27 protein-coding genes are annotated in these 25,789 nt (G+C 63.4%); 13 read left to right on the forward strand and 14 right to left on the reverse strand.

Annotated features, from left to right (window positions below; genetic code table 11):
- Positions 1–3: 3 nt before the first annotated feature.
- The 6 genes from PXK07_RS10900 to PXK07_RS10925 all read left to right on the forward strand — a co-directional run bounded on the left by PXK07_RS10900 (position 4) and on the right by PXK07_RS10925 (position 6,765).
- Positions 4–594: a DUF6691 family protein gene (locus PXK07_RS10900; protein ID WP_274848272.1), complete on the forward strand. Its 591-nt coding sequence runs from the start codon at positions 4–6 to the stop codon at positions 592–594.
- A 146-nt stretch (positions 595–740) separates the two neighbouring features.
- Positions 741–1,724, forward strand: a complete 984-nt coding sequence (locus tag PXK07_RS10905) for an XdhC family protein (RefSeq protein ID WP_274848273.1) — start codon at positions 741–743, stop codon at positions 1,722–1,724.
- Entirely contained in the window at positions 1,721–2,737 is a 1,017-nt protein-coding gene (locus tag PXK07_RS10910; protein ID WP_274848274.1) for a molybdopterin-binding protein, read from the forward strand. The genes PXK07_RS10905 and PXK07_RS10910 overlap by 4 nt, the downstream gene beginning before the upstream one ends.
- Before the next feature lie 184 nt (positions 2,738–2,921).
- Positions 2,922–3,407 carry a (2Fe-2S)-binding protein gene (locus tag PXK07_RS10915; RefSeq protein ID WP_274848275.1) on the forward strand — a complete coding sequence of 162 codons (486 nt, stop codon included), beginning with the start codon at positions 2,922–2,924 and terminating at the stop codon, positions 3,405–3,407.
- 105 nt (positions 3,408–3,512) lie between these two features.
- Positions 3,513–5,876 carry a xanthine dehydrogenase family protein molybdopterin-binding subunit gene (locus tag PXK07_RS10920; RefSeq protein ID WP_274848276.1) on the forward strand — a complete coding sequence of 788 codons (2,364 nt, stop codon included), beginning with the start codon at positions 3,513–3,515 and terminating at the stop codon, positions 5,874–5,876.
- 97 nt (positions 5,877–5,973) lie between these two features.
- Positions 5,974–6,765: an FAD binding domain-containing protein gene (locus PXK07_RS10925; protein ID WP_274848277.1), complete on the forward strand. Its 792-nt coding sequence runs from the start codon at positions 5,974–5,976 to the stop codon at positions 6,763–6,765.
- 69 nt (positions 6,766–6,834) lie between these two features.
- Here the strand turns inward: PXK07_RS10925 and PXK07_RS10930 are convergent, their stop codons facing one another.
- Together PXK07_RS10930 and infC are read right to left on the reverse strand one after the other, a co-directional pair.
- A complete protein-coding gene (locus PXK07_RS10930) occupies positions 6,835–7,434 on the reverse strand; it encodes an SAM-dependent methyltransferase (protein ID WP_274848278.1) in 600 nt (199 codons plus the stop codon).
- 105 nt (positions 7,435–7,539) lie between these two features.
- Positions 7,540–8,097, reverse strand: coding sequence for a translation initiation factor IF-3 (infC, locus tag PXK07_RS10935; protein ID WP_342455868.1), 558 nt, complete (start codon positions 8,095–8,097; stop codon positions 7,540–7,542).
- Between the two features lie 87 nt (positions 8,098–8,184).
- Here infC and PXK07_RS10940 point away from each other — a divergent pair, with 87 nt between their 5' ends.
- The gene (locus PXK07_RS10940) at positions 8,185–8,352 is read left to right on the forward strand and encodes a hypothetical protein (RefSeq protein ID WP_274848279.1); all 168 of its coding nucleotides are present in this window, start codon (positions 8,185–8,187) and stop codon (positions 8,350–8,352) included.
- Here PXK07_RS10940 and PXK07_RS10945 read toward each other — a convergent pair.
- The 6 genes from PXK07_RS10945 to cobA form a co-directional block, all read right to left on the reverse strand.
- Complete coding sequence (locus PXK07_RS10945; protein ID WP_274848280.1) at positions 8,349–9,212, reverse strand: ferredoxin--NADP reductase; 864 nt, start codon at positions 9,210–9,212, stop codon at positions 8,349–8,351. The two genes, PXK07_RS10940 and PXK07_RS10945, sit on opposite strands and share 4 nt — an antisense overlap.
- Before the next feature lie 145 nt (positions 9,213–9,357).
- Complete coding sequence (locus tag PXK07_RS10950) at positions 9,358–9,759, reverse strand: DUF934 domain-containing protein (protein WP_274848281.1); 402 nt, start codon at positions 9,757–9,759, stop codon at positions 9,358–9,360.
- Complete coding sequence (locus PXK07_RS10955) at positions 9,756–10,517, reverse strand: phosphoadenylyl-sulfate reductase (RefSeq protein WP_274848282.1); 762 nt, start codon at positions 10,515–10,517, stop codon at positions 9,756–9,758. Before PXK07_RS10955 ends, PXK07_RS10950 begins: the two co-directional genes overlap by 4 nt.
- 4 nt (positions 10,518–10,521) lie before the next feature.
- Positions 10,522–12,186, reverse strand: a complete 1,665-nt coding sequence (locus PXK07_RS10960) for a nitrite/sulfite reductase (protein WP_274848283.1) — start codon at positions 12,184–12,186, stop codon at positions 10,522–10,524.
- Complete coding sequence (locus PXK07_RS10965) at positions 12,179–12,499, reverse strand: DUF2849 domain-containing protein (RefSeq protein WP_274848284.1); 321 nt, start codon at positions 12,497–12,499, stop codon at positions 12,179–12,181. The genes PXK07_RS10960 and PXK07_RS10965 overlap by 8 nt, the downstream gene beginning before the upstream one ends.
- Complete coding sequence (gene cobA, locus PXK07_RS10970) at positions 12,499–13,329, reverse strand: uroporphyrinogen-III C-methyltransferase (protein WP_446728367.1); 831 nt, start codon at positions 13,327–13,329, stop codon at positions 12,499–12,501. Before cobA ends, PXK07_RS10965 begins: the two co-directional genes overlap by 1 nt.
- A 146-nt stretch (positions 13,330–13,475) precedes the next feature.
- Between cobA and PXK07_RS10975 the strand changes: the two genes are divergently transcribed.
- Positions 13,476–13,955 (forward strand): Lrp/AsnC family transcriptional regulator, encoded by a 480-nt coding sequence (locus PXK07_RS10975; RefSeq protein WP_274848285.1) that lies wholly within the window; start codon positions 13,476–13,478, stop codon positions 13,953–13,955.
- Positions 13,956–13,982: 27 nt separating this feature from the next.
- On the opposite strand, the gene PXK07_RS10980 is transcribed toward PXK07_RS10975, so the two are convergent.
- Positions 13,983–15,164 carry a cytochrome P450 gene (locus tag PXK07_RS10980; RefSeq protein ID WP_274848286.1) on the reverse strand — a complete coding sequence of 394 codons (1,182 nt, stop codon included), beginning with the start codon at positions 15,162–15,164 and terminating at the stop codon, positions 13,983–13,985.
- Positions 15,165–15,247: 83 nt separating this feature from the next.
- Here PXK07_RS10980 and PXK07_RS10985 point away from each other — a divergent pair, with 83 nt between their 5' ends.
- From PXK07_RS10985 to PXK07_RS11005, 5 genes are all read left to right on the forward strand, one after another.
- The gene (locus PXK07_RS10985) at positions 15,248–17,005 is read left to right on the forward strand and encodes a sensor histidine kinase (protein WP_446728368.1); all 1,758 of its coding nucleotides are present in this window, start codon (positions 15,248–15,250) and stop codon (positions 17,003–17,005) included.
- Positions 17,002–18,231: a sigma-54-dependent transcriptional regulator gene (locus tag PXK07_RS10990; RefSeq protein ID WP_274848288.1), complete on the forward strand. Its 1,230-nt coding sequence runs from the start codon at positions 17,002–17,004 to the stop codon at positions 18,229–18,231. The genes PXK07_RS10985 and PXK07_RS10990 overlap by 4 nt, the downstream gene beginning before the upstream one ends.
- A gap of 298 nt (positions 18,232–18,529) precedes the next feature.
- The gene (locus tag PXK07_RS10995) at positions 18,530–19,531 is read left to right on the forward strand and encodes a DctP family TRAP transporter solute-binding subunit (protein WP_274848289.1); all 1,002 of its coding nucleotides are present in this window, start codon (positions 18,530–18,532) and stop codon (positions 19,529–19,531) included.
- A gap of 117 nt (positions 19,532–19,648) precedes the next feature.
- Positions 19,649–20,329: a TRAP transporter small permease gene (locus tag PXK07_RS11000; RefSeq protein WP_274848290.1), complete on the forward strand. Its 681-nt coding sequence runs from the start codon at positions 19,649–19,651 to the stop codon at positions 20,327–20,329.
- Positions 20,329–21,747, forward strand: coding sequence for a TRAP transporter large permease (locus PXK07_RS11005; protein ID WP_274848291.1), 1,419 nt, complete (start codon positions 20,329–20,331; stop codon positions 21,745–21,747). The genes PXK07_RS11000 and PXK07_RS11005 overlap by 1 nt, the downstream gene beginning before the upstream one ends.
- Before the next feature lie 130 nt (positions 21,748–21,877).
- Here PXK07_RS11005 and tpiA read toward each other — a convergent pair whose 3' ends face one another.
- The 5 genes from tpiA to PXK07_RS11030 form a co-directional block, all read right to left on the reverse strand.
- Complete coding sequence (gene tpiA / locus PXK07_RS11010; RefSeq protein ID WP_274848292.1) at positions 21,878–22,630, reverse strand: triose-phosphate isomerase; 753 nt, start codon at positions 22,628–22,630, stop codon at positions 21,878–21,880.
- Positions 22,631–22,771: 141 nt separating this feature from the next.
- On the reverse strand, positions 22,772–23,131 hold the full coding sequence (locus tag PXK07_RS11015) for a HesB/IscA family protein (RefSeq protein WP_274848293.1): 360 nt from the start codon (positions 23,129–23,131) through the stop codon (positions 22,772–22,774).
- Between the two features lie 102 nt (positions 23,132–23,233).
- On the reverse strand, positions 23,234–24,460 hold the full coding sequence (locus PXK07_RS11020) for a glycerophosphodiester phosphodiesterase family protein (RefSeq protein ID WP_446728369.1): 1,227 nt from the start codon (positions 24,458–24,460) through the stop codon (positions 23,234–23,236).
- Between the two features lie 105 nt (positions 24,461–24,565).
- Positions 24,566–24,928, reverse strand: a complete 363-nt coding sequence (locus PXK07_RS11025; protein ID WP_274848294.1) for an SUF system Fe-S cluster assembly protein — start codon at positions 24,926–24,928, stop codon at positions 24,566–24,568.
- Positions 24,929–25,061: 133 nt separating this feature from the next.
- Positions 25,062–25,622, reverse strand: a complete 561-nt coding sequence (locus PXK07_RS11030) for an STM3941 family protein (protein ID WP_274848295.1) — start codon at positions 25,620–25,622, stop codon at positions 25,062–25,064.
- Positions 25,623–25,789 lie beyond the last annotated feature (167 nt).

Raw genomic sequence — 25,789 nt, forward strand, 5'->3', positions numbered from 1 at the left:
GCCATGACGTCTATCATTCTCGCAATCGTTATCGGTGTCGCCTTTGGCGCGGTTCTGGACCGGATCGGTGCCTCCAATCCGAACATGATCGGTAAGATGCTGAACCTCACGAACCTCAACCTGGCCAAGACCATCCTTCTGGCCATCGGCACCGGATCGGTGCTGATGTTCGCAGGGCAGATGCTGGGCCTTGTCGATGTGGGCCATATGTCGGTGAAGGCTGCCTATGTGGGCGTCTTCATCGGTGGCTTGATGCTGGGCGCGGGCTGGGCGCTGGCGGGCTATTGCCCCGGTACCGGCGTGGTCGCGGCGGCCTCGGGGCGCAAGGATGCGCTGTTCTTCATCGCGGGCGGCCTTCTGGGCGCCGCGGCCTATATGGTCACCTATCCGATGTGGAAATCGAGCGGCCTGCTGGACAGTATCGCGGGCGGCAAGGTCACCCTGGGCACCGTGCCGGGATCCAAGTTCGAAGGCATCACCGCGCTGTCGGGCGATATCCTCGGCATCGTCCTGGGCCTTGGTTTCATCGTGCTGGCTTTTGCCCTGCCAGAGCGTCTGACGCCCTCGAAATCGGAGCTGCAACCGGCTGAATAAGCGCCCTCCCGCGCTTGTGACAGGCCAAGGCGCCCGCCGGTCCCGGCGGGCGTTCGTCGTTTTGCGATGCGTTTTCGGCTTGAAACCCGCCCGGTTCACGTCAACCTTGGGGGTAACAGGGGCGGAAGACAGGCCGGGAGGATGGCATGACAGGGGAAACCGCGCGGTTTGAGAACGCGCCGGAGGTGGCGCTTGCGTGGCATGGGGATGGTACGGGGGCTGCCTTGGCGACGGTGGTGCAGACCTGGGGCTCGGCGCCGCGCCGGGCTGGCTCGCAGCTGGTGGTGGGCGGAGATGGCCGCATCGAAGGCTCGGTCTCGGGGGGCTGCGTCGAAAGCGCCGTGGTCTTCGAGGCGCTGGAGGCGATCCAGGACGGGCAGCACCGGCTCTTGGAATTCGGGGTCAGCGACGATGATGCCTTTGCCGTGGGCCTGGCCTGCGGTGGCACCATCAAGGTGCTGGTGGAACCCGTGGGCGGCGCCCTGCCGGTGGATCTGCTGGAGGAGCTGGTCGCGGCCCGCAAGGCGCGCCAGGCGCTGGCCTATGAGGTCAACCTGGAAACGGGCGCGCGGCGTCTGGTGCGCGATGGTTACGGCGACCGGCTGCGCATGGATCGCTCGGGGCTTGAGGAAGACGGCAAGACCTTTGTCGCCATTCACAACCCGCCGCTGCGGCTGATCGTGGTGGGGGCGGTGCATATCGCCCAGGCCCTGGTGCCCATGGCGCGGATCGCGGGCTATGATCCGGTGGTGATCGACCCGCGCGAAGCCTTTGCCGCCGCCGCACGCTTCCCGGGTGAGCGGCTGATGGATGACTGGCCGGATGAGGCGGTGGAAAAGCTGGGCCTAGATGCGCGCACCGCGCTGGTTCTTTTGACCCATGATCCGAAGCTCGACGATCCCGCACTTGAGGCGGCGCTGGGTGCCGACTGTTTCTACATCGGCGCGCTGGGTTCGACCCGCACCCATGCCAAGCGGGTGGAGCGGCTGACGGCAGCGGGCTTCACGGCAGAGCAGATCGGGCAGATCCACGGGCCCATCGGCCTCGATATCGGCGCGGCGGGACCGTCGGAAATCGCCGTGTCGATCCTGGCCGAGATGACCGCGGTTCTGCGCGGCAAACGCCCATGAGGTTCGGCCCTGTTCCGCTGGATCAGGCCGAGGGCGCGATCCTGGCGCACTCCCTGCAACTGAAGGCGCGCAAGATTGCCAAGGGGACCGAACTGAGCGCCGCAGATCTGCGTGATCTCGCAGCGGAAGACCGGACAGAGGTGATCGTTGCCCGCCTTGAGCCGGGTGACCTGCATGAGGATGCCGCCGCAGAGGCCCTGGCGCGGGCGATTGTCCCGGATGAGGTGGCGCAGGGTCTGCGCATTTCCGGCGCCGGGGCAGGGCGCGTGAACCTTTACGCCCGGACCTGCGGCGTGGTGCAGCTGGACCGGGCGCGGCTGGAGGCGGTGAACGCGGTGGATCCGATGATTTCCATCGCGACGGTGCCCGAGTATCACCGGGTCGATGTGGACGGCATGGTGGCCACCATCAAGATCATTGCCTACGGGGTGCCGGAGGCGGATCTGACACAGGCGGCCAAGGACGCGAGCGGTGCAATGCGGGTGCTGGCGCCGGTCTACAGGACCGCGACCCTGATCGAAACGCGGGTGAGCGACGAGACCCCTTCGGACAAGGGGCGCGCGGCCATGGCTGGGCGGCTGGACCGGATGGGGATGGACCTGACCGATCGCGTGGTGGTGCCGCACCGCGAGGCGGAGCTGTCAACGGCCATCGCCGCAGCACCCGGCGAGGTGATCCTGGTGCTGACCGGCTCTGCCACCTCCGATCCCATGGATGTGGCGCCGCAGGCGCTGCGCCGCGCTGGGGGGCAGGTGACGCGGTTTGGCATGCCGGTGGATCCGGGCAACCTGTTGTTTTTGGGAAGCTTTGGCGACCGGCCCGTGATCGGCCTGCCGGGCTGCGCACGTTCGCCCGCGCTCAATGGCGCCGATTGGGTGCTGGAGCGGGTGATCTCAGGCGTCGATGTGACCTCCGAGGATATTGCCGCCATGGGAGTCGGCGGATTGCTGAAGGAGATTCCCACCCGTCCCATGCCGCGCCGCGCTGCACCGGGCGGTTCCGGGACAGGATGACATCCACGGCCTTTGCTAGTGACGTCTTTGTGCGCAAAATGTCCCATGTCTTCAGGTCGTTAGTCCCGCGATTTGACCATTTGACAAAAATGTTGGGGGCGAATGCATTTCAGGGGGTTCGCGCAAGGGGAATCCCGTGCTTAACTCGCTCTCAGCCAACAAAAGTAGCGAATGGGAGGAATTCATGACGAAGGTCTCAATGACCGTGAACGGCAAGCCCGCCAGCGGTGAGGTGGAGGGACGCACGCTTCTGTCGTCGTTTCTGCGCGAAGATCTGGGTCTCACGGGAACGCATGTCGGGTGTGACACCAGCCAATGCGGCGCCTGCGTGGTGCATGTGAACGGCAAGGCGGTCAAATCCTGCACCATGCTGGCGGCCGAGGCCGATGGCGCCGAGGTCTCGACCATCGAAGGTCAGGCGGCCCCGGATGGCACGCTCAACGCGATCCAGCAGGCGTTCCAGGATCATCACGGGCTGCAGTGCGGTTTCTGCACGCCGGGCATGGTGATGTCGGCAGCGGCTCTGCTGAAAGACAACCCCAAACCGACCGAAGCCGAGGTGCGCGCCTATCTGGAAGGCAATATCTGCCGCTGCACCGGCTACCACAATATCGTGAAGGCGATCATGGCCGCATCCGGTCAGGACGTCTCGGCCATCGCCGCCGAATAAAGCCATACCACCCAGGGCCGCGCAGGGAGGCGTTGCCCCGGCAAAAGCATTTGCATGACCAAGAGATGCGCAACAGACGCATCATCCAGGGAGGAGAATTGGACTATGCCAAAGGATAGTGGCATCGGCGCCAGCCCGAAGCGGCGCGAAGACCTGCGGTTCCTGACGGGAACCGGCAATTACACCGACGATATCAACCTTAGCGGCCAGGCCTATGTGCATTTCCTGCGCTCGGACGTGGCCCATGGCAAGATCAACGGGATCGATACGGCGGCGGCAGCAGCCATGCCCGGCGTCATCCGCATCTTCACCGGCGCCGATTTCGAAGGGGTGGGATCCATCCCCTGCGGCTGGCAGGTGACCGACCGCCACGGGCAACCGATGCAGGAACCAGCCCACCCGGTGCTGGCCCAGGGCAAGGTCCGCTATGTGGGCGATGCCATCGCCGCCGTTGTCGCCGAAAGCCGCGAACAGGCCCGCGATGCCGCCGAGGCGATTGAGCTGGACATCGAGGAGCTGCCCGCCGTCATCGACATGAAGGAGGCCGTCAAGGAGGGCGCCCCCAAGGTGCATGACGATCTCACCTCGAACCTCTGCTATGACTGGGGCTTCGTGGAAGAAAACAAACCGGCGGTCGAGGAAGCCTTTGCCAATGCGGCCCATGTGACCACGCTGGAGCTGGTCAACAACCGCCTGGTCGCCAACCCGATGGAGCCGCGCGTGGCGGTGGGCGATTTCAACCGGGCAACAGGGGAATCGACGCTCTACACCACCTCGCAGAACCCCCATGTGATCCGCCTTCTGATGGGCGCCTTCGTCTTGGGCATCCCCGAGCACAAGCTGCGCGTCATCGCCCCGGATGTGGGCGGCGGTTTCGGTACCAAGATCTTCCACTATGCCGAGGAAGCCTTCTGTACCTTCGCGGCCAAGGCATTGAACCGGGCGGTCAAATGGACCTCCACCCGCTCCGAGGCCTTCATGACGGATGCGCACGGGCGCGATCACGTGACCAAGATCGAACTGGCCCTGGATGCGGAGAACAACTTTACCGCCATTCGCACCGATACCTACGCCAACATGGGTGCCTATCTCAGCACCTTTGCGCCTTCGGTTCCGACCTGGTTGCATGGCACGCTGATGGCGGGCAACTACAAGACGCCGCTAATCTATGTGAACGTGAAGGCCGTCTTCACCAACACGGTGCCGGTGGATGCCTATCGTGGTGCCGGCCGCCCCGAGGCGACATTCCAGCTGGAGCGGGTGATCGACAAGGCCGCGCGCGAGCTGGGCGTCGATCCCATCGCGCTGCGCCGTCAGAACTTCATCACCGAGTTCCCCTATGCCACCCCGGTGGCGGTGGAATATGACACCGGTGACTATCACGCGACCATGGACAAGCTGATCGATGTTGCCGATTTCGCAGGCTTCAAGGCGCGCCGCGCCGAGAGCGAGAAGAACGGCAAGCTGCGTGGCCTTGGCGTCAACTGCTATATCGAGGCCTGCGGCATCGCGCCCAGTAACCTTGTCGGGCAGCTTGGTGCGCGTGCGGGTCTCTATGAAAGCGCCACGGTGCGGGTCAATGCGACCGGCGGCCTGGTGGTGATGACCGGCAGCCACAGCCACGGGCAGGGGCATGAAACCTCCTTCCCGCAGGTGATCGCAGATATGATCGGCATTGACGAAAGCATGGTCGAGATCGTGCATGGCGACACCGCCAACACGCCGATGGGCATGGGCACCTATGGCTCGCGCTCCCTCGCCGTGGGTGGCTCTGCCATGGTGCGGGCGACGGAAAAGATCATCGCCAAGGCCAAGAAGATCGCCGCCCATATCCTGGAAGCCTCCGACGCGGATATCGAGTTGAAGGACGGTCAGTTCTCGGTTGCGGGCACGGACAAGTCCTTGGCCTGGGGTGATGTCACGCTGGCGGCCTATGTGCCGCACAACTACCCGCTGGAGGATATGGAGCCGGGGCTGGAGGAGACCGCCTTCTACGATCCGGCGAACTTCACCTATCCCTCGGGCGCCTATGCCTGCGAGGTGGAGGTCGATCCCGAGACCGGCAAGATCACCATCGAACGCTTTGCGGCTGCCGATGACTTTGGCAATATCGTCAACCCGATGATCGTGGACGGTCAGGTGCATGGCGGTATCGGTCAGGGCATCGGCCAGGCGCTGCTTGAAGGCTGTGTCTATGATGAGAACGGCCAGCTTCTGTCCGCCTCCTACATGGATTACGCCATGCCGCGCGCCGATGATCTGCCCTTCTACCAGGTGGATCATTCCTGCCAGACACCCTGTACCCACAACCCCTTGGGCGTGAAGGGCTGCGGTGAGGCCGGCGCCATCGGATCGCCCCCGGCGGTGGTCAACGCGGTGGTCGATGCGCTGCAATCGGCAGGCAAGGACGTGACACATATCGACATGCCGCTGACCCCGAACCGGGTCTGGTCGGCGATGAACAGCTGAACCGGGGCAGGGGCGCGGGCTGCGCCCCTCCATCCCGATAGTTTTGGACAAAAGAACAAGGGGCCAGGCCCCGGAATTCTTTGGGAAGGAAAACGGAATGTATAATTTCGAGTTTGAAAAACCGGCCACCATCGCCGATGCGGTTGCCGCGCTCGGCGCGGAGGACGCGCAGGCGCTGGGCGGCGGTCAGACGCTGCTGCCGACGATGAAGCAGCGCCTTGCGATGCCCACGAAACTGGTCTCGCTGAGTGGAATTGGTGAAATGCAGGGCGTCTGCAGCAACAATGACGGCAGCCTTTCGATCGGCGGCGCCACCACCCATGCCACCGTCGCGGCAGAGGCCGCAGCGCAGTATCCGGCGCTGGCGGATCTGGCCAGCCACATCGGCGATCCTGCGGTGCGCAACCGGGGCACAATTGGTGGTTCGCTGGCCAATAACGATCCGGCGGCCTGCTACCCGGCGGCGGCGCTGGGATCGGGGGCGACCATCGTGACCAATGCCCGTGAAATCGCGGCGGATGACTATTTCCAGGGGCTGTTCACCACGGCGCTGGAGGAGGGCGAAATCATCACCGGCGTGCGCTTCCCGGTGCCGGAGGCCGCGAATTATCAGAAGTTCCTGCAGCCCGCCTCGCGCTTTGCGCTGGTGGGGGTTTTTGTGGCCAAGTTCGCCGATGGCGTGCGTGTCGCGGTGACCGGTGCCTCCGAGGACGGTGTGTTCCGCTGGAGCGAGGCCGAACAGGCGCTCAGTGCCTCGTTCAGCCCGGAGGCGGTCAATGGCCTGCAGGTCGACCCGGCCAACATGATGGGCGATATCCACGGCACCAAGGAGTACCGCGCCCATCTGATCGGGGTTCTGACCAAACGCGCCGTGGCAGCTGCAAGCTAAATCCGTCACCCGGAACGGAAAAGGGCCTCGCATCGCGGGGCCCTTTGTCATCTAGGCTGTCATGTGGGATCAGCCGGGCTTGCGCGCCACGAAATCAATGAGGGCAGACATGCCGACATGGCCGCGCCCCTCTTGGACCTCGCGTTCATAGGCGCGGTTTTCCAGGATCTCCCAGCCTGCAAAATCCGTCGCCAGCTGGCCTTCGGTATACATGTTCTCGGCAAAGGGCGGCCCGCCGGTGCCGTGCTCCAACTGTTCGGGCGTGTAGCCATGCAACAGAAGCACCCCGCCGGGTTTCAGGCTGCGTTTCATGCCTTCAAACTGCACCCGCCGTGCGTCGGGGCCGACGAACTGGATGAAGATGCCCGCAACCAGATCAAAGGCATCCTCGGGCCAGTCGTGGTTCAGGATGTCGACCTCGCGAAAATCCACCGAAACGCCGTGCTCTGCCGCCAGATCGCGGGCGCGGGCAATGGCTGTGGGGGCGAATTCATAGGCGGTGACCTCCATGCCCTTTGCTGCCATATAGACCGAGTTGCGCCCCTCGCCATCGGCCACCGACAGGGCGGTCTGACCGGGGCTGAGATAGGCACTGTGCTCGACTAGGAACCGGGCCGGATCCTTGCCAAAGACGTAGTCGCCCGATTTCGAATACCGCTCTTCCCACATGGTCGACGCTCCGCTGTCCGTCTGCGATGATGGGCGGCACAATGACAAAGCCCCCGGCGCAGTCAAGCACCGGGGGCAAAACACTGCCTAGTCTGCGCCGCAGCTTTACTTCTGCGGCAGCGGGCCGATCATCATGATCATCTGACGGCCTTCCATCTTGGGCATGTTCTCGATCTTGCCGATTTCCTTCACGTCCTCGGCAACGCGCTCCAGCAACTCGCGGCCCAGGTTCTGGTGGGCCATTTCGCGGCCACGGAAACGCAGGGTGACCTTCACCTTGTCGCCGTTTTCCAGGAACTTGAACACATTGCGCATCTTCACATCATAGTCGTGCGTGTCCGTGTTGGGGCGGAACTTGACCTCTTTGACCTCGATGATCTTCTGCTTCTTGCGGGCTTCGCTTTCGCGCTTCTGCTGTTCGTACTTGAACTTGCCGAAGTCCATGATCTTACACACGGGCGGGTTCGCGTTGGGCGAGATCTCCACAAGGTCCAGACCTGCTTCCGCTGCCATCTCCATCGCCTTGGCGGGGTGGACAACGCCAACATTTTCCCCTTCGGCGCCGATCAGGCGGATTTCGGGTGCACGGATCTTTTCGTTTGTGCGCGGGCCGGTATCACGTTGCGGCGGCGCATTATGAGGTCTGCGGGCTATGGGTTCAATCCTTTGATGGTTGCCATTTTTCGAGCACGAAACGTAAACCGGGCGGCGGCGTCTTTCAAGCGGGAACCGCTAAGGGCAGGGGAGAAAGTGGATAATGTTGCGGGGGAATCCCGCAAGGAGGCACCGACCATGCGCCGCCTGTCGTCCCAAAGCCTGCCGCCCGCGGCGACGGCCCCGCAGTTTAGCCTGGGCGGGGCTGGCGGAGAGATCGACCGGGATGCGATTCGTCCGCCGAGCCAGGCCTGGAAGCCTTAGTCGAGAAAGGCCTTTTCCACCACATATTGCGCTGGTTTCGAATTGGCGCCTTCTTCAAGGCCCGCGGCTTCGAGCATGTCCTTCAGTTCCAGGTTGAAGGCGAGGTTGCCGCAGATCATGGCGCGGTCGCTCTCGGGGTTGAGCGGCTCCACGCCCAGATCCTTATAGGCTTCGCCCGAGTTGATGAGGTCGGTGATCCGGCCCATCTTGGCGCTCTCTTCTCGGGTGGTGGTGGGATAGTATTTGATCTTCTTCCAGAAGCCGTCGCCGATCAGCTCGTTGAGCAGCTCGTCCTCTTTCAGGCTTTCGATCAATTCCCGACCATAGGTCAGCTCGCCCGCGGTGCGGCAGGTGTGGGTGATGATGACCTCGTCGTAATCCTCGTAGGTTTGCGGTTCGCGCAGGAGCGAGGCAAAGGGCGCAAAGCCAGTGCCGGTGGCAAAGAACCAGATCCGCTTGCCGGGCAGCAGCGCATCATGCACCAGCGTTCCCACGGGCTTGGGGCGCAGGATGATCTCGTCACCAACCTTGATGTGCTGCAGCTTCGAGGTGAGCGGGCCGTCCTGCACCTTGATCGAGTAGAACTCCAGCTCCTCGTCCCAGGAGGGCGAGGCGATGGAATAGGCGCGCAACAGCGGCTTCTGCTTGCCTGTCTTGGGGTCGGGATCGCCCATCAACCCGATCATCACGAATTCGCCTGAGCGGAACCGCAGTGACGCGGGCCGTGTCACCCGGAAGGAAAACAGGCGGTCCGTCCAATGTTTCACCTCTGTCACGGTCTGGGCATCGGGCAGGGTCGGGGTCGCCTTTGCGGGCTTGGCGTCGGAAGCAGTGTCGGTCACGGGGGTCATCTCGTTCATCGGTTTCACTGCCGGTCTGGTAAACCGGCACCCTTGATTAATCTTTGATACAGGTCAGGAAAAGCGTTGATTTTGCATGTCGGCCAGCCACGGGACGACAGGCCGCATGTTTTTTCAGCTGACAGAGGGGAGGTGCTGCAGAGGCTCAGCGCGCGGCGCGGCCACGCCCCAGGCGGGCCTGATAGTCATGTGCTTGCCAGTTTGCACGGGCGAGCCACTGTGCCTCGGGCTGGCGGGCGGCGAGATCGTCATCGATTTCCACCTCGTCAAAGCCGCTGCGCCGCGCCATGGCATATTGGTCTGCCAGAACGTGGCCATAGGCGCGCAGCCGTCCGGCATAGCCCATGTGGCGCAATTGGCGTGCCAGGGTAAAGCCGCGCCCATCGGCAAAGCTGGGGAAGTGGATGCGGATCATCTCAAAACCCGGAATGCGGTTCGAGAGCAGGGCGAGATCTGCATCCGGGGCAAGATCCAGGGCGGTCTCGGTTTCAAATCCGGCGGTCCAGTCCTCGGCGCCAAATCCGCTGTCGGTCACGATTACACTCATGTCTCTTTTGCTCCTGTGCGGGTGAGTTTGCCATCCACGATATGGATGCCGCATTCTTCCTTGTTCTGATCGCGCCAGCGCCCGGCGCGGGGGTCTTCGCCTGCCGCCACTTTCGATGTGCAGGGCGCGCAGCCGATCGAAGGGTAGCCCTGCGCCACCAGCGGGTGACGCGGCAGGCGGTTTTCCTCCATATAGGCGCGCACGTCTTCGGGCGCCCAATGGGCCAAAGGGTTCACCTTGATGCGTCCGGTGCCCTCTTCCACCTCGAAGAATTCGAGCGCGGCGCGGCTACCGGCCTGGAACCGCTTGCGCCCGGTAATCCAGCCGTCGAACCCGGCCAGCGCCTGTTGCAGGGGCACGGTCTTGCGCAGGTGGCAGCAGGCGTCGGTATCGGTGAACCGCAGGGCTCCATAGGGGTCCTTTTCGGCGATATCCCTGGCGCGGATGACCTGCACGTTGCGCAGGCCAAGGCGCTCGCTCACCTCCTGCTGGTAGACCAGCGTTTCGGTGAACAGCAGCTCGGTATCCACGAACAGAACCGGCGTGGTGGGGTCCAGGATGGCCGCCATATGCAAGAGCACCACGGATTCCGCGCCAAAGCTGGAGACCAGCGCGATCCGCCCGGCATCGCGCAAGGCGCCCTCCATCACGGCTGTGGCCGAATGGTGCCGGTAACGCGCGTTGAGCGCCTCCACCTTCTGCGCCAGGGCCGCGACCTCTGCAGCCCCGGCGGGGCTGCTTTGGGCAAGGTTCAGCATTGGCTCAGGCCACCTTCTTGCGGGCTTCGGGGTAAAGCGCCGTCTTGAAGGGCTCCATGCCGAGGCGGCGGTAGGCTTCGATGAAGGTTTCCTCTTCTCCGCTGCGCAGCTGCAGATAGGCCTCGATCAGGCGCTCGATCGCGGGCACGATCTCGTCATAGGCAAATCCCGGTCCGGTGCGGGTGCCGATGGCCGCGGTTTCGGTGGCATCGCCGCCCAGGGTGATCTGGTAATTCTCCACCCCCGCGCGATCGAGGCCCAAGATGCCGATATGGCCCACATGGTGATGGCCGCAGGCATTGATGCAGCCCGAGATCTTGATCTGCAGATGGCCGATGTCATGCTCCAGCTTCAGTTCCTCGAACCGCGTCGCGATGTCCTGCGCCACTGGGATCGAGCGGGCCGTGGCCAGCGCGCAGTAATCCATGCCGGGGCAGGCGATGATATCCGAGATCAGCCCGATGTTTGCCGTTGCCAGCCCCGCCGCCTTCAGGCGGGCATGGATCGCGGGCAGGTCCGATTTCAGGACATGCGGCAGGATCACGTTCTGCTCATGGCTGATGCGCAGCTCGTCATAGCCGTATTGCTCGGCCAGGTCCGCCATCACGCGCATCTGCTCGGCGGTGGCATCGCCCGGGGTTGCCCCATGCGCCTTGATCGAGATGGTGACAATGGCGTGATCCGCCTTGCGGTGTTCGGCCAGGTTGGTGTCGGCCCAGGCGCGGAACACCGGATCGCTGTCATAGGCGGAAGTGTAGGGGGCAGTGTCGCCGCTGCGCAGGGCGGGGGGCGTGAAATGGGTCTTGATCTCTGCCAGCAGCGCACGGTCGGCACCGTTGAACTCGGCACGCCGCTCGATGAAGCGCGCCTCGACCAGCTCGCGGATCTTGTCGATACCGTTTTCCTGCACGGTGATCTTGATGCGCGCCTTGTACTTGTTGTCGCGACGGCCCAAGAGGTTGTAGACGCTGAGCACGGCCTCAAGGTAGGGCAGCAGATCCTCTTTCGGCAGGAACTCCCGCAGCACCTTGCCGATCATCGGGGTTCGGCCCAGGCCGCCGCCCACGATCACCTCGAAGCCGTTTTCACCGTCCTTTTCCACCATGCGCAGCCCGATGTCATGGGCGCGGGTCACGGCACGGTCTTGTTCTGCGCCAGTCACGGCGATCTTGAACTTGCGGCCGAGGAACTGGAACTCAGGGTGGTCGGTGGACCATTGCCGGATCAACTCGGCATAGGGGCGGGGGTCTTCCAGCTCTTCCTTGGCAGCGGCGGCGAAGTGGTCCGAGGTCACGTTTCGCACCGTGTTGCCCGAAGTCTGGATCGCGTGCAGGCCCACCTTGGCCAGCGCATCCAGCATATCCGGCACATCGCGCAGCTTGGGCCAGTTGTACTGGATATTCTGGCGGGTGGTGAAATGGCCGTATCCCTTGTCCCACTTTTCGGCCAGAAGGGCGAGCTGGCGCATCTGGGCGCTGTTCAGCGTGCCATAGGGGATCGCCACCCGCAGCATATAGGCATGCAGCTGCAGGTAGAGCCCGTTCATCAGGCGTAGCGGCTTGAACTCATCCTCGGTCAGCGAGCCGTCGATGCGGCGCTCCACCTGGGCGCGGAACTGGGCGTTGCGTTCCGCCAGAAAGGCGGCGTCAAAGTCGTTGTACTTATACATGTGCGGTGGCCTCCAGCTTGGCTTCCTGCTTGCCATGGGCGTAGTTCGAGGGACCGGTGCGGCGGAAATCCTCGCGGAAATGCACAGGTTCGGGACCGTTCGGGCCGTCCTTCGCATCGGTGAGGTAGATGCCGACCACGCTCAGGGCGTCGCGCTCGGCCTCCAGGAGGCGCAGCTGCGCTTCGGCCTCGTCGGTGATCAGCTCGGCCTGCGCCAGATCGCGGCTCCAGGCGCCGTCTGCGGTGAAGTAGATCACATCGCCTTCCAGAAGATCGTTGGCGGTGATGATTTTGGGGCTAAAGGGGCGCGGCATCAGGCAAGCTCCACTTTCAATGTGTCGGTGAGGTCATTCAGCGCGGCGATGCTTTGGCGCGGCGCCAGGCCAAGGAATGTCAGGGCAGGGCCATCAAACCCGGCAGCGATCAGATCGCCGGGCAGGCGGTCCAGCGTGGTTTCCAGCACCCGCTGATCGGTGCGCGAGGCGTTCTCGACGATGGTCACCGGGGTGTCGCGATCGGCGCCATGCATCAGCAGGCGCCCTTGCACGAAGCGCGCCGATTTCTTGCCCATATAGATGGCGGCAACCTCGCCGGGACGGGCAAGCGCGGCCCAGTCGTGATCGGCAAAGCCGCGCATGTCATGGCCGGTGAGGAAGCGTGCCGAGGAATTGCGTCCTCGCTGGGTCAGGCTTTGGCCGATGGCGGCGACGGCGGCTGATGCGGCGGTGATCCCCGGCAGGATCTTGTAGCCGATCCCGGCATCATCGCAGGCGGTCAGTTCCTCATCCAAGCGGCCAAAGACGGTGGGATCACCGGATTTTAGGCGCAGAACCTTCTTGCCTGCCTTGGCGTGGGTCACGATGCGGGCGCAGATCTCCTCCTGCGACATGGAGGGACCGAAGCCTTCCTTGCCGACATCCTCAAGCGTCACACCGGGGCCCGCAAGGGCGAGGATCTCATCGCTGACGAGGCGGTCAAAGAGGATAACGTCCGCGTGCTGCATCGCCCGCAGGACCTTCAGGGTCAGCAGATCCGGATCGCCGGGGCCAGAGCCTGCAAAGGCCACTTCGCCCGGGGCGGGGCAGCACATGCCGCCCGCATGCCGCGTGCTGGCAGGGGGGGTAATCGGGGCAAAGCTGGACATATGGCGCCTCATTCGTGCTGTTTGACTTGACCCTCAATATAGGAAATATTCCCGCATAACCGCTATATGCTCGCCCAAATAAGGACGTTTGTTTTGCCCTGGCGCGGGTTCGATAGATCGGGTTTCGATGAGAAAGGAAATACGGAATGACAGTGCGGATTGATGCGACGGATCGGAAAATCCTGGCCGAGCTGCAGCGCGATGCCAGCCAGTCTCTGGATGAAATCGCCAAACAGGTGGGCAGTTCCAAGACCCCGGTCTGGAATCGTATCCGCAAGCTGCGCGAGGCTGGGGTGATCGGGCGGCAGACGGTGATCCTCGATGCCGAGGCGCTGGGGTTCGAGGCCTGTTTCTTCGTGCTGATCCGCACCTCGGAACACGAGGCCGAGTGGCAGGCGGCCTTCCTCAAGGCGCTGCAGGACCGCCCCGAAGTACAAGAGGCGCACAGGTTGGCCGGGGATATCGATTACATCCTCAAGGTGCGGGTGCAGAACGCGCGGGCCTATGACAAGTTCTATCAGGCGCTGATTTCAGAGGTGCGCGTGCATAATGTCACCGCGCTTTTGTCGATGGAGGAGATCAAGTCGACAACCCTGCTGCCGTTGGAGAGCGGCGGCAAAGCCTGAAACCCGCCTCCACCGGTGAAGCCGGTCTCAGGTCTTCACCATCAACCGGGTCAGCCCGTGGAAATGGTAACTGTTGGAGTATTCCGGCGGCTCGGCAAGGTGCAGGTCGGGGCAGCGCTGAAACAGGATCGGCAGGGCAATCTGCATTTCCAGCCGCGCCAAGGGCGCGCCGACGCAGAAATGGATGCCGCCCCCGAAGGAGGTGTTCAGCGTGGCCGGGCGCGTGGGGTCAAAGACCTCCGGATCGTCCAGCACCGCCTCGTCCCGGTTTGCGGATCCGAGCAAAAGCGCCACCTGGTCGCCGCGCTGGAAGGTGTGGCCGAAGACTTCGGCCTCTTCATAGGCATAGCGGGTGAACATGTGTAGCGGCGGATCATAGCGCAGGATCTCCTCCACCAGCCGTTCGATCCCGTCGGGGGGCAGCCAGGCCGGATCCCAGCCCTGTTGCAGCATGGTTTTCACACCATTGCCAAGGGCGTGCACCGTGGCCTCGTGCCCGGCATTCAAAAGAAGGATGCAGGTGCCGATCAATTCGTCCGGCGACAGGCTTTCGCCCTCTTCCTCGGCCTCAATCAGGCGGGTCAGCAGATCGTCCTGCGGATCGCTCCGGCGCTGGTCGATGTAGCCCTTCAGGTAGTCCGAGAACTCTTGCGCCGCGCGGGCGGCGGCATGTTCGGTCTCCACCCCGCGCCCGGCCTGATACATCGCCACCATACGGTGCGACCAGTCGAGCAGCTGATCTGCCATCGTTTCCGGCACCCCCAGCAGGCGGCAGATGGTCATGATCGGCACCTGGGTGCAATAGGCGGGCAGCAGGTCAAAGGGCCGGTCCGGGAAGGCGTCGATCAGATCGTGGCACAGTTGGGTGATGCCCTCTTCCATGTCGGCGATCGCGCGAGAGGTGAAGGCGCGCGTCACCAGCCTGCGCAGCCGGGTGTGGCGAGGCGGTTCGGCGTCCAGCATGGAATGGGCTTCGGTGTGAAGGAAGGGCGCCAGATGCGCCGGGCCTTCGGTCGCCATTTCCGGCGGGATCTCGCGGCCAAATCGCCGGTCCCGCAAGAGCATATGCACGGCGGATTTGCGAAAGGCCGCGACCATGCCGTAGTCCTGCCAGTAGTGCAGGGAGCCCGCCGCCCGCGCCTGAGCGTAAAACGGATAGGGATCCTGCACGAAGGCGGGGTCGGTCGGGGATTGCTGCAGGGTCTTCATCACTGTCCGCTCTGTGGTCTTCGGGGTACGACTTTTGCCTTGGTGGCTGGTCATTGCAAGGCGGCTTTTCTACTGTGCCGGTCATGACGCAAGGCAAAGGGCATCATATCTGGCATCGCTGGCGGATTCCGCTGGGGTTTGCCCTGGCCGTGGCCGGGCTGGCCATGGTGGTCTGGTCCTATGGCTACCGCCAGGCGCTGGACTCGCTGGCGGAGCGCAGCCTTGCGGATCTGGCGCTCGCCTCGGACCGGGTCAGCACCCAGTTGCAGATCTACCAGGAACTGGCGGTGCTGACGGCGGATCATCCGGTGCTGGAGCAGCTGGACACTCCGGAAGACCGGCAGCGGGCCGCCAAGCGCCTGCGCGAGGTGGCGGACAAGACGGCGGCGCTGGATGTCTTCTATGCGGATCCGACGGGGCAGGTACTGGCCTCTGCCGAGGGGGTCGTGGGGCCTTCGGTTGCGGGCCAGGACTATTTCGAACGGGCCATGCAGGGGGCGCTGGGCACCGGTCAGGCGGTGCTTCTGCCCGAGGGACGGCGCGCCTATTTCTATGCAGCCCCCAGTTTTGCCCCGGGCGGCGGCGTGCTGGGGGCGCTTGTGGTCGTGGCCGATGTGCAGGATGTGGAGCAGACCTGGCGCGGCTCGCTTCCGGCGGTGTTTTTCACGAACCTCAGCGGCGAGGTGTTCATCTCCAATCGTCCCGAGTTGTTGTTCTGGCGCCGCGGGGATGTGCTGCCTGGCGGCACCGGCGATCCGGTCTCCTATCAGGAACGCAGGATCGGTGCCCATGAGATCTGGCAGATCTCGGGCAGTGCCTATCTGCCGCGCCAGGCGCTGCATCTCGCGGTGGACCTGCCTGTCATCGCCATGGTGGGGGAAATCCTGGTGGATGTGGCCCCGGCCCGGCGGATAGCGGCGCTGCAGGCGGCGGCGCTGGCGGGGCTATGCCTGGCCTTTGGCACCTTGCTGTTCCTGGCCACCGAGCGCCGCCGCACCCTGGCGCGGGCCAATGCGGTGCTGGAAAGCCGGGTGGAGGCGCGCACCCAGGCCCTGCAGGTGACCAATAGTCAGCTGCGCCGCGAGGTGCGCGAGCGCCAAGAGGCCGAGGCCGCCTTGAAACGGGCGCAGGAGGATCTGGTGCAGGCGGGCAAGCTGTCGGCGCTTGGACAGATGTCGGCGGGGATCAGTCACGAGTTGAACCAGCCCCTGATGGCGATCCAGCAATATGCCGAAAACGGAGCCGCCTTTCTTGCCCGCCAGAACCCCGAGCGCGCGGGCGACAACCTGAACCGCATTGCCCGCATGGCCGACCGCATGGCGCGGATCATCAAGAACCTGCGCGCCTTTGCCCGCAATGAAAGCGAACCGATGGGGCGGGTCGATCTGGCGCAGGTGATCGAGGCCGCCGTGGAATTGACCGCCGCGCGGCTGGAGGCGGATCACGTCACGCTCGACTGGACGCCGCCTGCCGCCGGTGCGCCCGTCTTTGCCTGGGGCGGAGAGGTGCGGCTCACCCAGGTCTTTGTGAACCTGATCAACAATGCCGCCGATGCCATGCTGGAACAGCCGGAGCGGGCCATCACCATCACGCTTACGACCGGAGCCCGCCTGCGGGTGCAGGTGCAGGATATTGGCCCCGGCATCAAGGAGCCGGAGAAGATGTTCGACCCCTTCTATTCGACCAAGGCGGTGGGCAGTGCAGAGGGGCTTGGCCTTGGGCTGTCGATCTCCTATGGGCTGGTGCAGAGTTTCGGCGGCCATATCCGCGGCAGCAACACGGATGCGGGCGCGGTCTTTACCGTCGAACTGGACCCCTGGAGCGAGGAAGGTGCCGCATGACCCGGCGGGTGCTGTTTGTGGATGACGATGCCGCCGTGCGCGAGGCGCTGGCGCAGACGCTGGAACTCAATGACCTAGAGGCGGTGACGGCGGGATCCTTCGTGGCGGCCAAGGATCTGATCCGGCCCGATTTCGATGGGGTGATCCTGTCGGACATGCGGATGCCGGGGCGCGATGGCTTTCACCTGCTGAAATACGCCCATGAGGTGGATCCCGAGCTGCCGGTGATCCTGCTGACGGGCGAGGGCGATATTCCGATGGCGGTGCGGGCGATGTCCGAAGGGGCCTTTGATTTCCTGGAAAAACCCTGCGCCCCCGCGGATCTGATGCCGGTGCTGGAACGTGCCTTGAAGACCCGCGCACTGGTGCTGGAAAACCGCCGCCTGAAGCAGCAGTTGGAACTGGGGGATCCTGCGGCGCGGATGCTGTTTGGCACCTCGCCCCAGTCCGAAGGCCTGCGTCAGCGGGTGCGTGCGGTGGCCTCGACCGGGGCCGAGGTGCTGGTCAGCGGCCCGGCCGGCAGCGGCATCTCCAAGGTGGCGGAGGTCATTCACCTGATGTCGCCGCGCGCCCAGGGTGCCTTTATCAAACGCCCGGCGGCGGGCATGACGGCTGAAGGCTTTGAGGCGCTCTGCCAGGAGGCGGCAGGGGGCTCGCTGTTCCTGGACGAGGTTTCGGCCCTGCCCGAAGCGGTGCAATATGCTGTGCTTGAGGGGTTGGAGCAGGGCACGGACACGCGCGTCATCGCGGGCAGCACCAGCGATCTGGCCGATTTGGTGGCGCAGGGCGCCTTTCACGGCGACCTGTTTTACAAGCTCGACGTCATGCGCGTGCGCATCCCCTCGCTGGCGGAACGGCCCGGCGATATCCCGGTGCTGTTTCGCCACTATGTCGCCCAGGCCGCCGAACAGGCGGGGATCGAGGCCCCGGAAGTGAGCCAGGATCATCTGGCCATGCTGATGGCGCAGGACTGGCCCGGCAATGCGCGCTCCTTGATGTCGGCGGCGATGCGGTTTGTGCTGGGCATGCCCGAAGAGGTCTCGGCCGGGGCGGACCTGGGGCTGGCGGAACAGTTGGCGCAGGTGGAGCGATCCCTGCTGATCGCGGCCCTCGGGCGCCAGAACGGGCGCGCTGCCGCGGCGGCTGAGGCGCTGAAACTGCCGCGCAAGACCTTCTACGACAAGCTGGCGCGCTATGGCATCCGCCCCGAGGATTACCGGCGCTGATCCGGGCGATTCCCCTGGTTTGAAATTCACACGCGCGGCCGGAGGGGATTTGTGCGGATTTCCGCACAAAGGCCGGTGCCCCTGTGCGGGTTTTCGCACAGCGTGCAAATGCAGCATGGCTGCCTAATCCGTGGGCGCTTTTTATCTCTATGAAAAATTTATGAAAATCTCGAATCGGAGCGAGTTCCGACTCAGCTCTTGAGAGGAGCAGGGCGATTCGTGATCCTTCCGGCGGGGCCTTGGCGCAGGACGCCGAGGCTGTGGAGATAAATTTGGAATGGAACCTGGGAGGACCACCATGAAATTCCTGACTGCGACCGCCGCCGCTCTGGCGATGACCGTATCCGCTGGTGCCGTGAGCGCGGCTTGTGACGATGGCGAAATCGTCGTCAAGTTCAGCCATGTGACCAACACGGACAAACACCCCAAAGGGATCGCCGCCAGCCTGCTGGAAAAGCGCATCAACGAAGAGATGAACGGCACCATGTGCCTGGAGGTCTACCCGAACTCCACGCTCTATAACGACAACAAGGTGCTGGAAGCGATGCTGCAGGGCGACGTGCAGCTGGCCGCGCCCTCGCTCTCGAAGTTCGAAAAATTCACCAAGCAGTTCCGCCTGTTCGACCTGCCCTTCATGTTCAAGAACATCGATGCGGTTGACGCCTTCCAGGCCTCGGACGACGGTCAGGCGCTTCTGGACTCCATGCAGCGCCGCGGCCTGCAGGGTCTGGCCTATTGGCACAACGGCATGAAGCAGATGTCGGCGAACAAGCCGCTGATCGCACCCACCGATGCGAACGGTCTGAAGTTCCGCGTGCAGTCCTCGGACGTGCTGGTCGCTCAGATGGAAGCCATCGGCGGCAGCCCGCAGAAAATGGCCTTCTCCGAAGTCTATGGCGCGCTGCAGCAGGGTGTTGTGGACGGTCAGGAAAACACCTGGTCCAACATCTACGGCAAGAAGTTCTTCGAGGTGCAGGACGGTATCACCGAAACCAACCACGGCATCATCGACTATCTGGTGGTGACCTCGGTCGATTGGCTCGACAGCCTGGATCCGGCGGTGCGCGATCAGTTCCTGACCATCCTGTCCGAAGTGACCGAGGCGCGGAACTCTGAATCCACCAAGGTGAACAATGAGGCCAAGGAAGCCATCATCGCCGCAGGTGGCACCGTGCGTCAGCTGAGCGCCGAGCAGCGCCAGTCCTGGGTCGATACCATGAAGCCGGTCTGGGCTCAGTTCGCAGGTGACGTGGGTCAGGACAAGATCGACGCCGCTCAGGCGATCAACGCGGGCTTCTAATAGCCCCACCCCGGAACGCGCCGCTTAGAAGACCGGTGACGCGTTCCGTTTTCGCAGGCGGCGTGGGGATCCGCCGCCTGCATTCTTTTTCAGAACAACAGCATGGGGGATACTGGCATGTCGGGGGCAAGAACCGGCCCGGCCGGGTTTATCAATTCGCTCGAAGAAACGCTGATCGCGCTCCTGTTGGGGCTGATGACGGTGATTACCTTCGCCAATGTGGTGGCGCGTTTCATCTTCAACTCCAATATTCTCTGGGCGCTGGAGCTGACGGTGTTCCTGTTTGCCTGGCTGGTGCTTCTGGGCGCCTCATACGCGGTGAAGACCCATGCGCATCTGGGCGTTGATGCCGTGGTCAACACGCTAGCAGCACCCGCGCGCAGGATGCTGGGGCTGATCGCCGTCGGCGCCTGCCTCATGTTCTCGCTGCTGCTGCTCAAGGGCGCCTATGACTACTGGGCGGTCTTTGCGGATCTGCCGCCCACCTCGGGGCGCTGGTTTCCAACGGGCTTTGACATGAAGGCCCGCAGCCAGAGCTTCTACGAAGTGCAGGACGTGCCGATGATCGGGATCTTCGCCTTCCTTGAGGATCTGATCAACTACGGCGATTCCTATGAAAAGCTGCCGAAAGTGGTTCCCTATCTGATCCTGCCCCTGTCGATGCTGTTGCTGGTGCTGCGCTTTGCCCAGGCGGCGGTTCGGATCTGGCACGGCACGGCCGACCGGCTGGTGGCCAGCCATGAGGTCGAGGATGAAATGGACGAGGCCCGCGCCCGCGCAACCGAGGGAGAAAACTGATGGACGTGATCCTTCTCTTTGCCATGGTCGTGGGCCTGATGCTGATCGGGGTGCCGATCGCGGTCTCGCTCGGCCTCAGCTCCACCCTGTTCCTGCTGATCTACTCGGACAGCTCGCTTGCTTCGGTTGCGGGCACCCTGTTCGAGGCCTTCGAGGGGCATTTCACCCTGCTGGCGATCCCCTTCTTCATCCTGGCCTCGACCTTCATGTCGACGGGCGGCGTGGCGCAGCGGATCATCCGCTTCTCCATCGCCTGCGTCGGCCACTTCCAGGGCGGTCTCGCCATCGCGGGCGTCTTTGCCTGCATGATGTTCGCAGCCCTGTCGGGATCTTCACCCGCGACCGTGGTCGCCATCGGATCCATCGTGATCGCGGCCATGCGCCAGGCGGGCTATACCAAGGAATTCGCCGCCGGCGTGATCTGTAACGCGGGCACGCTGGGCATCCTGATCCCGCCCTCCATCGTGATGGTGGTCTATGCGGCCTCGGTCGATGTGTCGGTGGGGCGGATGTTCCTGGCGGGCATCATTCCGGGTCTTCTGGCCGGCCTCATGCTGATGGTGACGATCTACGTGATCGCCCGTATCAAGGACATGCCCAAGGGCGAATGGGCCGGCTGGGGCGAGGTTGCCGCCTCCTTCCGCGAGGCCTTCTGGGGGCTGTTCCTGATCGTGATCATCATGGTCGGCATCTATGGCTACCCGTGGTATTCGGCCGAACAGGGGCTTTACAAAGAAGCCGCCATCTTTACTCCGACCGAAGCGGCGGCGGTGGCATCCGTCTATGCCTTCCTGGTGGCCACCTTCGTCTACCGGGACATGGGGCCGCTCGCCGGAACCGAGACGCGCCCGCGCCGCAGCGTGCTGCAGGCGCCGGTCGCGCTGTTGTCGGTCTGGTTCCACAAGGACACCAAGAAGGCGCTGTTCGATGCGGGCAAGCTGACCGTCACCCTGATGTTCGTGATCGCCAATGCGCTGATCCTGAAACACGTGCTGACGGATGAACAGGTGCCCCAGCATATCGCCAATGCGATGCTGTCGGCGGGTTTCGGTCCGGTCATGTTCCTGATTGTCGTGAACGTGATCCTGCTGATCGGCGGTCAGTTCATGGAGCCCTCGGGCCTGTTGGTGATCGTTGCGCCGCTGGTCTTCCCGATTGCCATCGAGCTGGGTATCGACCCCATTCACCTTGGCATCATCATGGTGGTCAACATGGAGATCGGCATGATCACCCCGCCGGTCGGCTTGAACCTCTTCGTCACCTCCGGCGTTGCGGGCATGCCGATGATGGGCGTGGTACGGGCGGCATTGCCCTTCCTGGCCGTGCTCTTCGTCTTCCTGATCATGGTGACCTATATTCCGGCGCTCAGCACGATGATCCCCAACGCGCTGATGGGGCCCGAAATCATAACCAACTAGGGTTTCGCAAGTATCTTGGTACCAGTGGGGCGCTCCGGGCAACCGGGGCGCCTTTTTCCTGCGCCTGCAGCAAAAGACCCGGCGCCTGACGGGCCGGGCCTGTGGTCTCAGATTTGGGTTGTTTGCGGCGTCAGGAGGCTTCCAGCGCCGCGATGATCGGGGAGAAATCCGCCGCCGTCAGGCTGGCGCCGCCCACCAGGGCGCCATCCACGTTGGAAACGGCAAAGATTTCTGCCGCATTGCCGGGTTTGACCGAACCGCCATAAAGCAGGCGGATGCCATCGGCTGTTTCTGCGCCAAAGCGCGCGGCCAGTTCGGCGCGCAGGAAATCGTGGACTTCGGCGATCTGCTCCAGGGTCGGGACCTTGCCGGTGCCGATGGCCCAGACGGGTTCATAGGCGATGACCAGAGTGGTACCATCAACACCATCCGGCAGGGAGCCTTTCAGCTGGCGGCCCACCACGGCCAGGGTTTCACCCGCCTCGCGCTCTTCCAGGGTTTCGCCCAGGCAGACCACGGCCATCAGCCCGGCGGCGATGGCGGCTTCGGTCTTGGCGCGTACATCGGCGTCTGTCTCAGCGTAGTCCGCGCGACGCTCGGAATGGCCAAGGATCACCGCCGTCGCGCCCGCATCCACAAGCATCTGCGCCGCAAGATCCCCGGTATGTGCGCCAGAGGCTGCCGCGTGGCAATCTTGGCCACCGACCGCGATGGCCGTGCCCTTGGCGACCTGGGCCGCGCGATAGAGCAGCGTTGCGGGGGGGCAGATCAGGATATCGGTGCCCTTGGGGGCGGGGTGGCTGCCTGCCATGGCTTCCAGCTCGGCCAGGGCATCCCCGGTGCCGTTCATCTTCCAGTTTCCCGCTGCCAGTTTCTGCCGCATGTGTCGCGTCCCCGTTGTTGCTTTGGCGCCGTGGTATCACTCAGCGTCAGGCGGGGCAATTGTGCAAGCTGCCGCTGGGGCGCCGGGCACAGAAAAGGGCGGCCAAGGCCGCCCCATGAAGAATGACAGTGAGGGCCCGGTTCAGGCGCCCGGCATGTCCTTGAAGCTGATCGACTCGCCGCAGCCGCAGGCCTCTGAGACATTGGGGTTGTTGAACTTGAACCCGCTTTCCAAGAGCGTGGTTTCATAGTCGATCTCGGTGCCAAAGAGGAACATCTGCGCCATTGGGGCGATCATCACCCGGGCACCGTCCTGTTCCACGACTTCGTCATTGGGGTCGGCGTCATCCACGTATTCCATGGTGTATTCCATGCCCGCGCAGCCGCCCTTCTTGACGCCGATGCGCAGGCCTGCATGGCCCGCGCTCTGCATCAGTTTCGAAATCTGCGCCGCTGCCTTGGGGGTGATGGTCACGGCCTGTTTGCCGGGGATACCGAACATTTGCGTCTCCAGTTTCGCGCGTTGCCCATAATCTAAGGCGGCGCGGGGCAAGGCTCAAGGGGGGAGGGAGTTGCTTATGCCGCACAGACCCCTGTGCAAACCCTATAGCCCCATGCAATTGGCGTAATAGGTCACCGTCGCGGGCCAGTCGGAAAAGACGCCGACAACGCCCACGTCCTGTGCCAGCACGTCCAGCACCTGGTAATAGGCCGAGGCATCCGAGATCGCCGACCGCACCGATTTATAGTACCAGCCGCCGCCATTCGTCAGCGGGCCAGAGCGCTCCATCGACCAGGCGATGATCTTGAGCCCGGCTTCTTGCGCCTTGATGGCATAGGGGGAGGGCACCATTTGCCCGTCTTCCAGCGCCAGCAGCATCCAGATCGGCGGCGCGATATAGTTCACGCCCATCGCGGCCAGCTCTTGCATAGAAGGCTTGAAGGTCGCCGGGTTGGAGGGATCCACCTTGCCCTCATCCGCGTCGGATTTCGAATAGCGATCATCCAGATAGACCGCCTGGGCGCCGAAGGCAGGCTCGTTCTCGATCCAGTAGAGAATATCGCTGAGGTCAAAGCTTTGCAGCCAGACGTCTGAGGCAGGCACACCGGCGGATTTATAGTCATCCACCAGTTTCTGCGCGTAATCCGCCTGGCTAAAGCCGTTGAAGGGCATGGTCACGGCTGGGGCCTTCAGCTCCGGCGTGAACTTGGCGCCAAGGGAGCGGAACAGCGTGATGGACTCCGCATGGGTTATGCTGCGCGCACCATCCACGTAAAGCGTGCTGCGCCAGGGCGCCGTGCCGCCCTGATAGGCCTCGGGCGTCGTGGCGCTCTTGTCGCGGCTGTCCATCTTGGGGGTGAGGCTGCGGAACTCGTCCAAGGTGATCTCGGAGGTGCGGCACTCGGCCTTGGCATCCGCGCCGCCGCCTGCCGGGGTAAAGGGGGTGATGCAGGTCTCGGCCAGATCGGTGGTGAGGATATTGGTGGTGGTGTGCAGGTCGTTCTGCGCGTGGCGGCAGACCAGTTCCAGATCCTTGGTAAAGGTCACATCGCATTCCAGGATCCCCGCACCCATCTGTGCGGCGGCCATGTTGCTTTCGACCGTGTGTTCTGGGAACAGGAGCGGCGCGCCGCGGTGGCCGATGGAGAAATCCGTGCGTTGCGGCTGTTGCGCGGCGCAGGACTGCAGTTTTTCCTTCAGCGCGCCTTCGGGCAGCTTGTCGATCAGATAGGCCGGGCGCGGCCCGTAGGTGAGACCGATGTCCGTGGCAGTGGCCTCGGTCGTGGTCAGCGCCAGAAGAAGGGCGGGCAGGGCAAGGGCTTTGCGCAATGGAGTTCTCCTGAAAATGGCTTTGAAATGACAGATCGCGGCGCCGGGTAACACCTGCGCCGCGATCTGGTGAAAGAAATGTGAAACTGCCCCGATGGGCCGGGCTTACATAAAGCCCAGTTCCAGGCGCGCCTCGTCCGACATCATCTCCATGCCCCAGGGCGGCTCCCAGGTGAGTTCGACATCGACGGATTTCACCCCCGGCACAGGCGAGATCGCATCGACGATCCAGCCCGGCATCTCACCGGCGACGGGACAGCCCGGCGCGGTCAGGGTCATGATGATCTTCACGTCGTTCTCATCATTGATGTCGATGGTGTAGATCAGGCCAAGTTCATAGATATTGACAGGGATTTCAGGGTCATAGACGCTACGGCATGCGTCAGCCACCGCATCATAAAGCGGATGGGAAACGGAAGACGGCGCGATCAGCGGCGTCCCTTCAAGAGGTTCGGAAGCGTTGGTCATATCGGTCCCTGACTGGTTATCCGGCCGATTATATAGGGAACTGTGGGGAGGGCGTCCAGTGGGGTGGAAAACTCTGGTCGTGACCGGGCGGATTGAACGCCGTTGAGGGGCTCAAGGCCGTCCGGTGAAAACGTCATTGCCCAGAAGGAGGTGACGGCTCCGGCAGGGCGCTGGGATTGTGTTCTTGAAGAAAGCGGGTCGTGCATGCCCATAGGTCGTCAAAGGACGCGTCAAATTCGACGATTGAAACCCACAAGGTGTCTCTCTCCGGGCCAATACTCAGCCTGATTTGGGTCGGCCAAGGTAGGTTGCGGCGAAGCTGTTGCATTCCTTCCTCTGTCACCTTCAGTCCCAATGATGCCTGGCCTCTGACCGTTTTTTGTGAAATCCCGGCAATGTCACGCCAAGGGATCACTTTGTTCGACAATCGCCGATCCAGAAAACCTGTCGCGGAAAGCTCCAAGATGGTTTTTGGCAATCGGATCCAGCGGTACACGATAGCCGTCAGGAACGTGCCGAAGACGGCCAGCCCAAGCCAGCCGACAACAGCAGCATAGGCGCCCCTCTGTGCAACAGCCCAGTCTTGCGTAAGTTGGTATCCTACAAAGCAGAATAAACAGCCCAATAGTACCATGTTGAGCATGCGGCGTGTGCTGCGCTCAAATGAAACCGTTGTTTCGGGGCCGTTGGTCATTGGTGGTTCCAAGCAAAGGGTCAGAGCGCCCCCAGGACAGGAGCGTTGCTCCATAGAAGGATGGATGCTGCCTGGGGCAGAGGATTGCCGGCCTAGGGTCAGGACTCATAGCCAGTAAATGACGAGCGCTGCGAGTGCGATGGCTGACAGGAAGACCTTTGGGCACC

Origin of the sequence: Phaeobacter sp. QD34_24 (assembly GCF_028890115.1) — a bacterium.
Lineage (GTDB): Bacteria > Pseudomonadota > Alphaproteobacteria > Rhodobacterales > Rhodobacteraceae > Phycobacter.

What these genes read in the sequence shown, in the direction of transcription:
- PXK07_RS10900 (WP_274848272.1), top strand. Translation starts at nt 4, where the DNA reads ATGACGTCTATCATTCTCGCAATCGTTATCGGTGTCGCCTTTGGCGCG.
- PXK07_RS10905 (WP_274848273.1), top strand. Translation starts at nt 741, where the DNA reads ATGACAGGGGAAACCGCGCGGTTTGAGAACGCGCCGGAGGTGGCGCTT.
- PXK07_RS10910 (WP_274848274.1), top strand. Translation starts at nt 1,721, where the DNA reads ATGAGGTTCGGCCCTGTTCCGCTGGATCAGGCCGAGGGCGCGATCCTG.
- PXK07_RS10915 (WP_274848275.1), top strand. Translation starts at nt 2,922, where the DNA reads ATGACGAAGGTCTCAATGACCGTGAACGGCAAGCCCGCCAGCGGTGAG.
- PXK07_RS10920 (WP_274848276.1), top strand. Translation starts at nt 3,513, where the DNA reads ATGCCAAAGGATAGTGGCATCGGCGCCAGCCCGAAGCGGCGCGAAGAC.
- PXK07_RS10925 (WP_274848277.1), top strand. Translation starts at nt 5,974, where the DNA reads ATGTATAATTTCGAGTTTGAAAAACCGGCCACCATCGCCGATGCGGTT.
- PXK07_RS10930 (WP_274848278.1), bottom strand. Translation starts at nt 7,434, where the DNA reads ATGTGGGAAGAGCGGTATTCGAAATCGGGCGACTACGTCTTTGGCAAG.
- PXK07_RS10945 (WP_274848280.1), bottom strand. Translation starts at nt 9,212, where the DNA reads ATGAACGAGATGACCCCCGTGACCGACACTGCTTCCGACGCCAAGCCC.
- PXK07_RS10950 (WP_274848281.1), bottom strand. Translation starts at nt 9,759, where the DNA reads ATGAGTGTAATCGTGACCGACAGCGGATTTGGCGCCGAGGACTGGACC.
- PXK07_RS10955 (WP_274848282.1), bottom strand. Translation starts at nt 10,517, where the DNA reads ATGCTGAACCTTGCCCAAAGCAGCCCCGCCGGGGCTGCAGAGGTCGCG.
- PXK07_RS10960 (WP_274848283.1), bottom strand. Translation starts at nt 12,186, where the DNA reads ATGTATAAGTACAACGACTTTGACGCCGCCTTTCTGGCGGAACGCAAC.
- PXK07_RS10965 (WP_274848284.1), bottom strand. Translation starts at nt 12,499, where the DNA reads ATGCCGCGCCCCTTTAGCCCCAAAATCATCACCGCCAACGATCTTCTG.
- cobA (WP_446728367.1), bottom strand. Translation starts at nt 13,329, where the DNA reads ATGTCCAGCTTTGCCCCGATTACCCCCCCTGCCAGCACGCGGCATGCG.
- PXK07_RS10975 (WP_274848285.1), top strand. Translation starts at nt 13,476, where the DNA reads ATGACAGTGCGGATTGATGCGACGGATCGGAAAATCCTGGCCGAGCTG.
- PXK07_RS10980 (WP_274848286.1), bottom strand. Translation starts at nt 15,164, where the DNA reads ATGAAGACCCTGCAGCAATCCCCGACCGACCCCGCCTTCGTGCAGGAT.
- PXK07_RS10985 (WP_446728368.1), top strand. Translation starts at nt 15,248, where the DNA reads ATGACGCAAGGCAAAGGGCATCATATCTGGCATCGCTGGCGGATTCCG.
- PXK07_RS10990 (WP_274848288.1), top strand. Translation starts at nt 17,002, where the DNA reads ATGACCCGGCGGGTGCTGTTTGTGGATGACGATGCCGCCGTGCGCGAG.
- PXK07_RS10995 (WP_274848289.1), top strand. Translation starts at nt 18,530, where the DNA reads ATGAAATTCCTGACTGCGACCGCCGCCGCTCTGGCGATGACCGTATCC.
- PXK07_RS11000 (WP_274848290.1), top strand. Translation starts at nt 19,649, where the DNA reads ATGTCGGGGGCAAGAACCGGCCCGGCCGGGTTTATCAATTCGCTCGAA.
- PXK07_RS11005 (WP_274848291.1), top strand. Translation starts at nt 20,329, where the DNA reads ATGGACGTGATCCTTCTCTTTGCCATGGTCGTGGGCCTGATGCTGATC.
- tpiA (WP_274848292.1), bottom strand. Translation starts at nt 22,630, where the DNA reads ATGCGGCAGAAACTGGCAGCGGGAAACTGGAAGATGAACGGCACCGGG.
- PXK07_RS11015 (WP_274848293.1), bottom strand. Translation starts at nt 23,131, where the DNA reads ATGTTCGGTATCCCCGGCAAACAGGCCGTGACCATCACCCCCAAGGCA.
- PXK07_RS11025 (WP_274848294.1), bottom strand. Translation starts at nt 24,928, where the DNA reads ATGACCAACGCTTCCGAACCTCTTGAAGGGACGCCGCTGATCGCGCCG.
- PXK07_RS11030 (WP_274848295.1), bottom strand. Translation starts at nt 25,622, where the DNA reads ATGACCAACGGCCCCGAAACAACGGTTTCATTTGAGCGCAGCACACGC.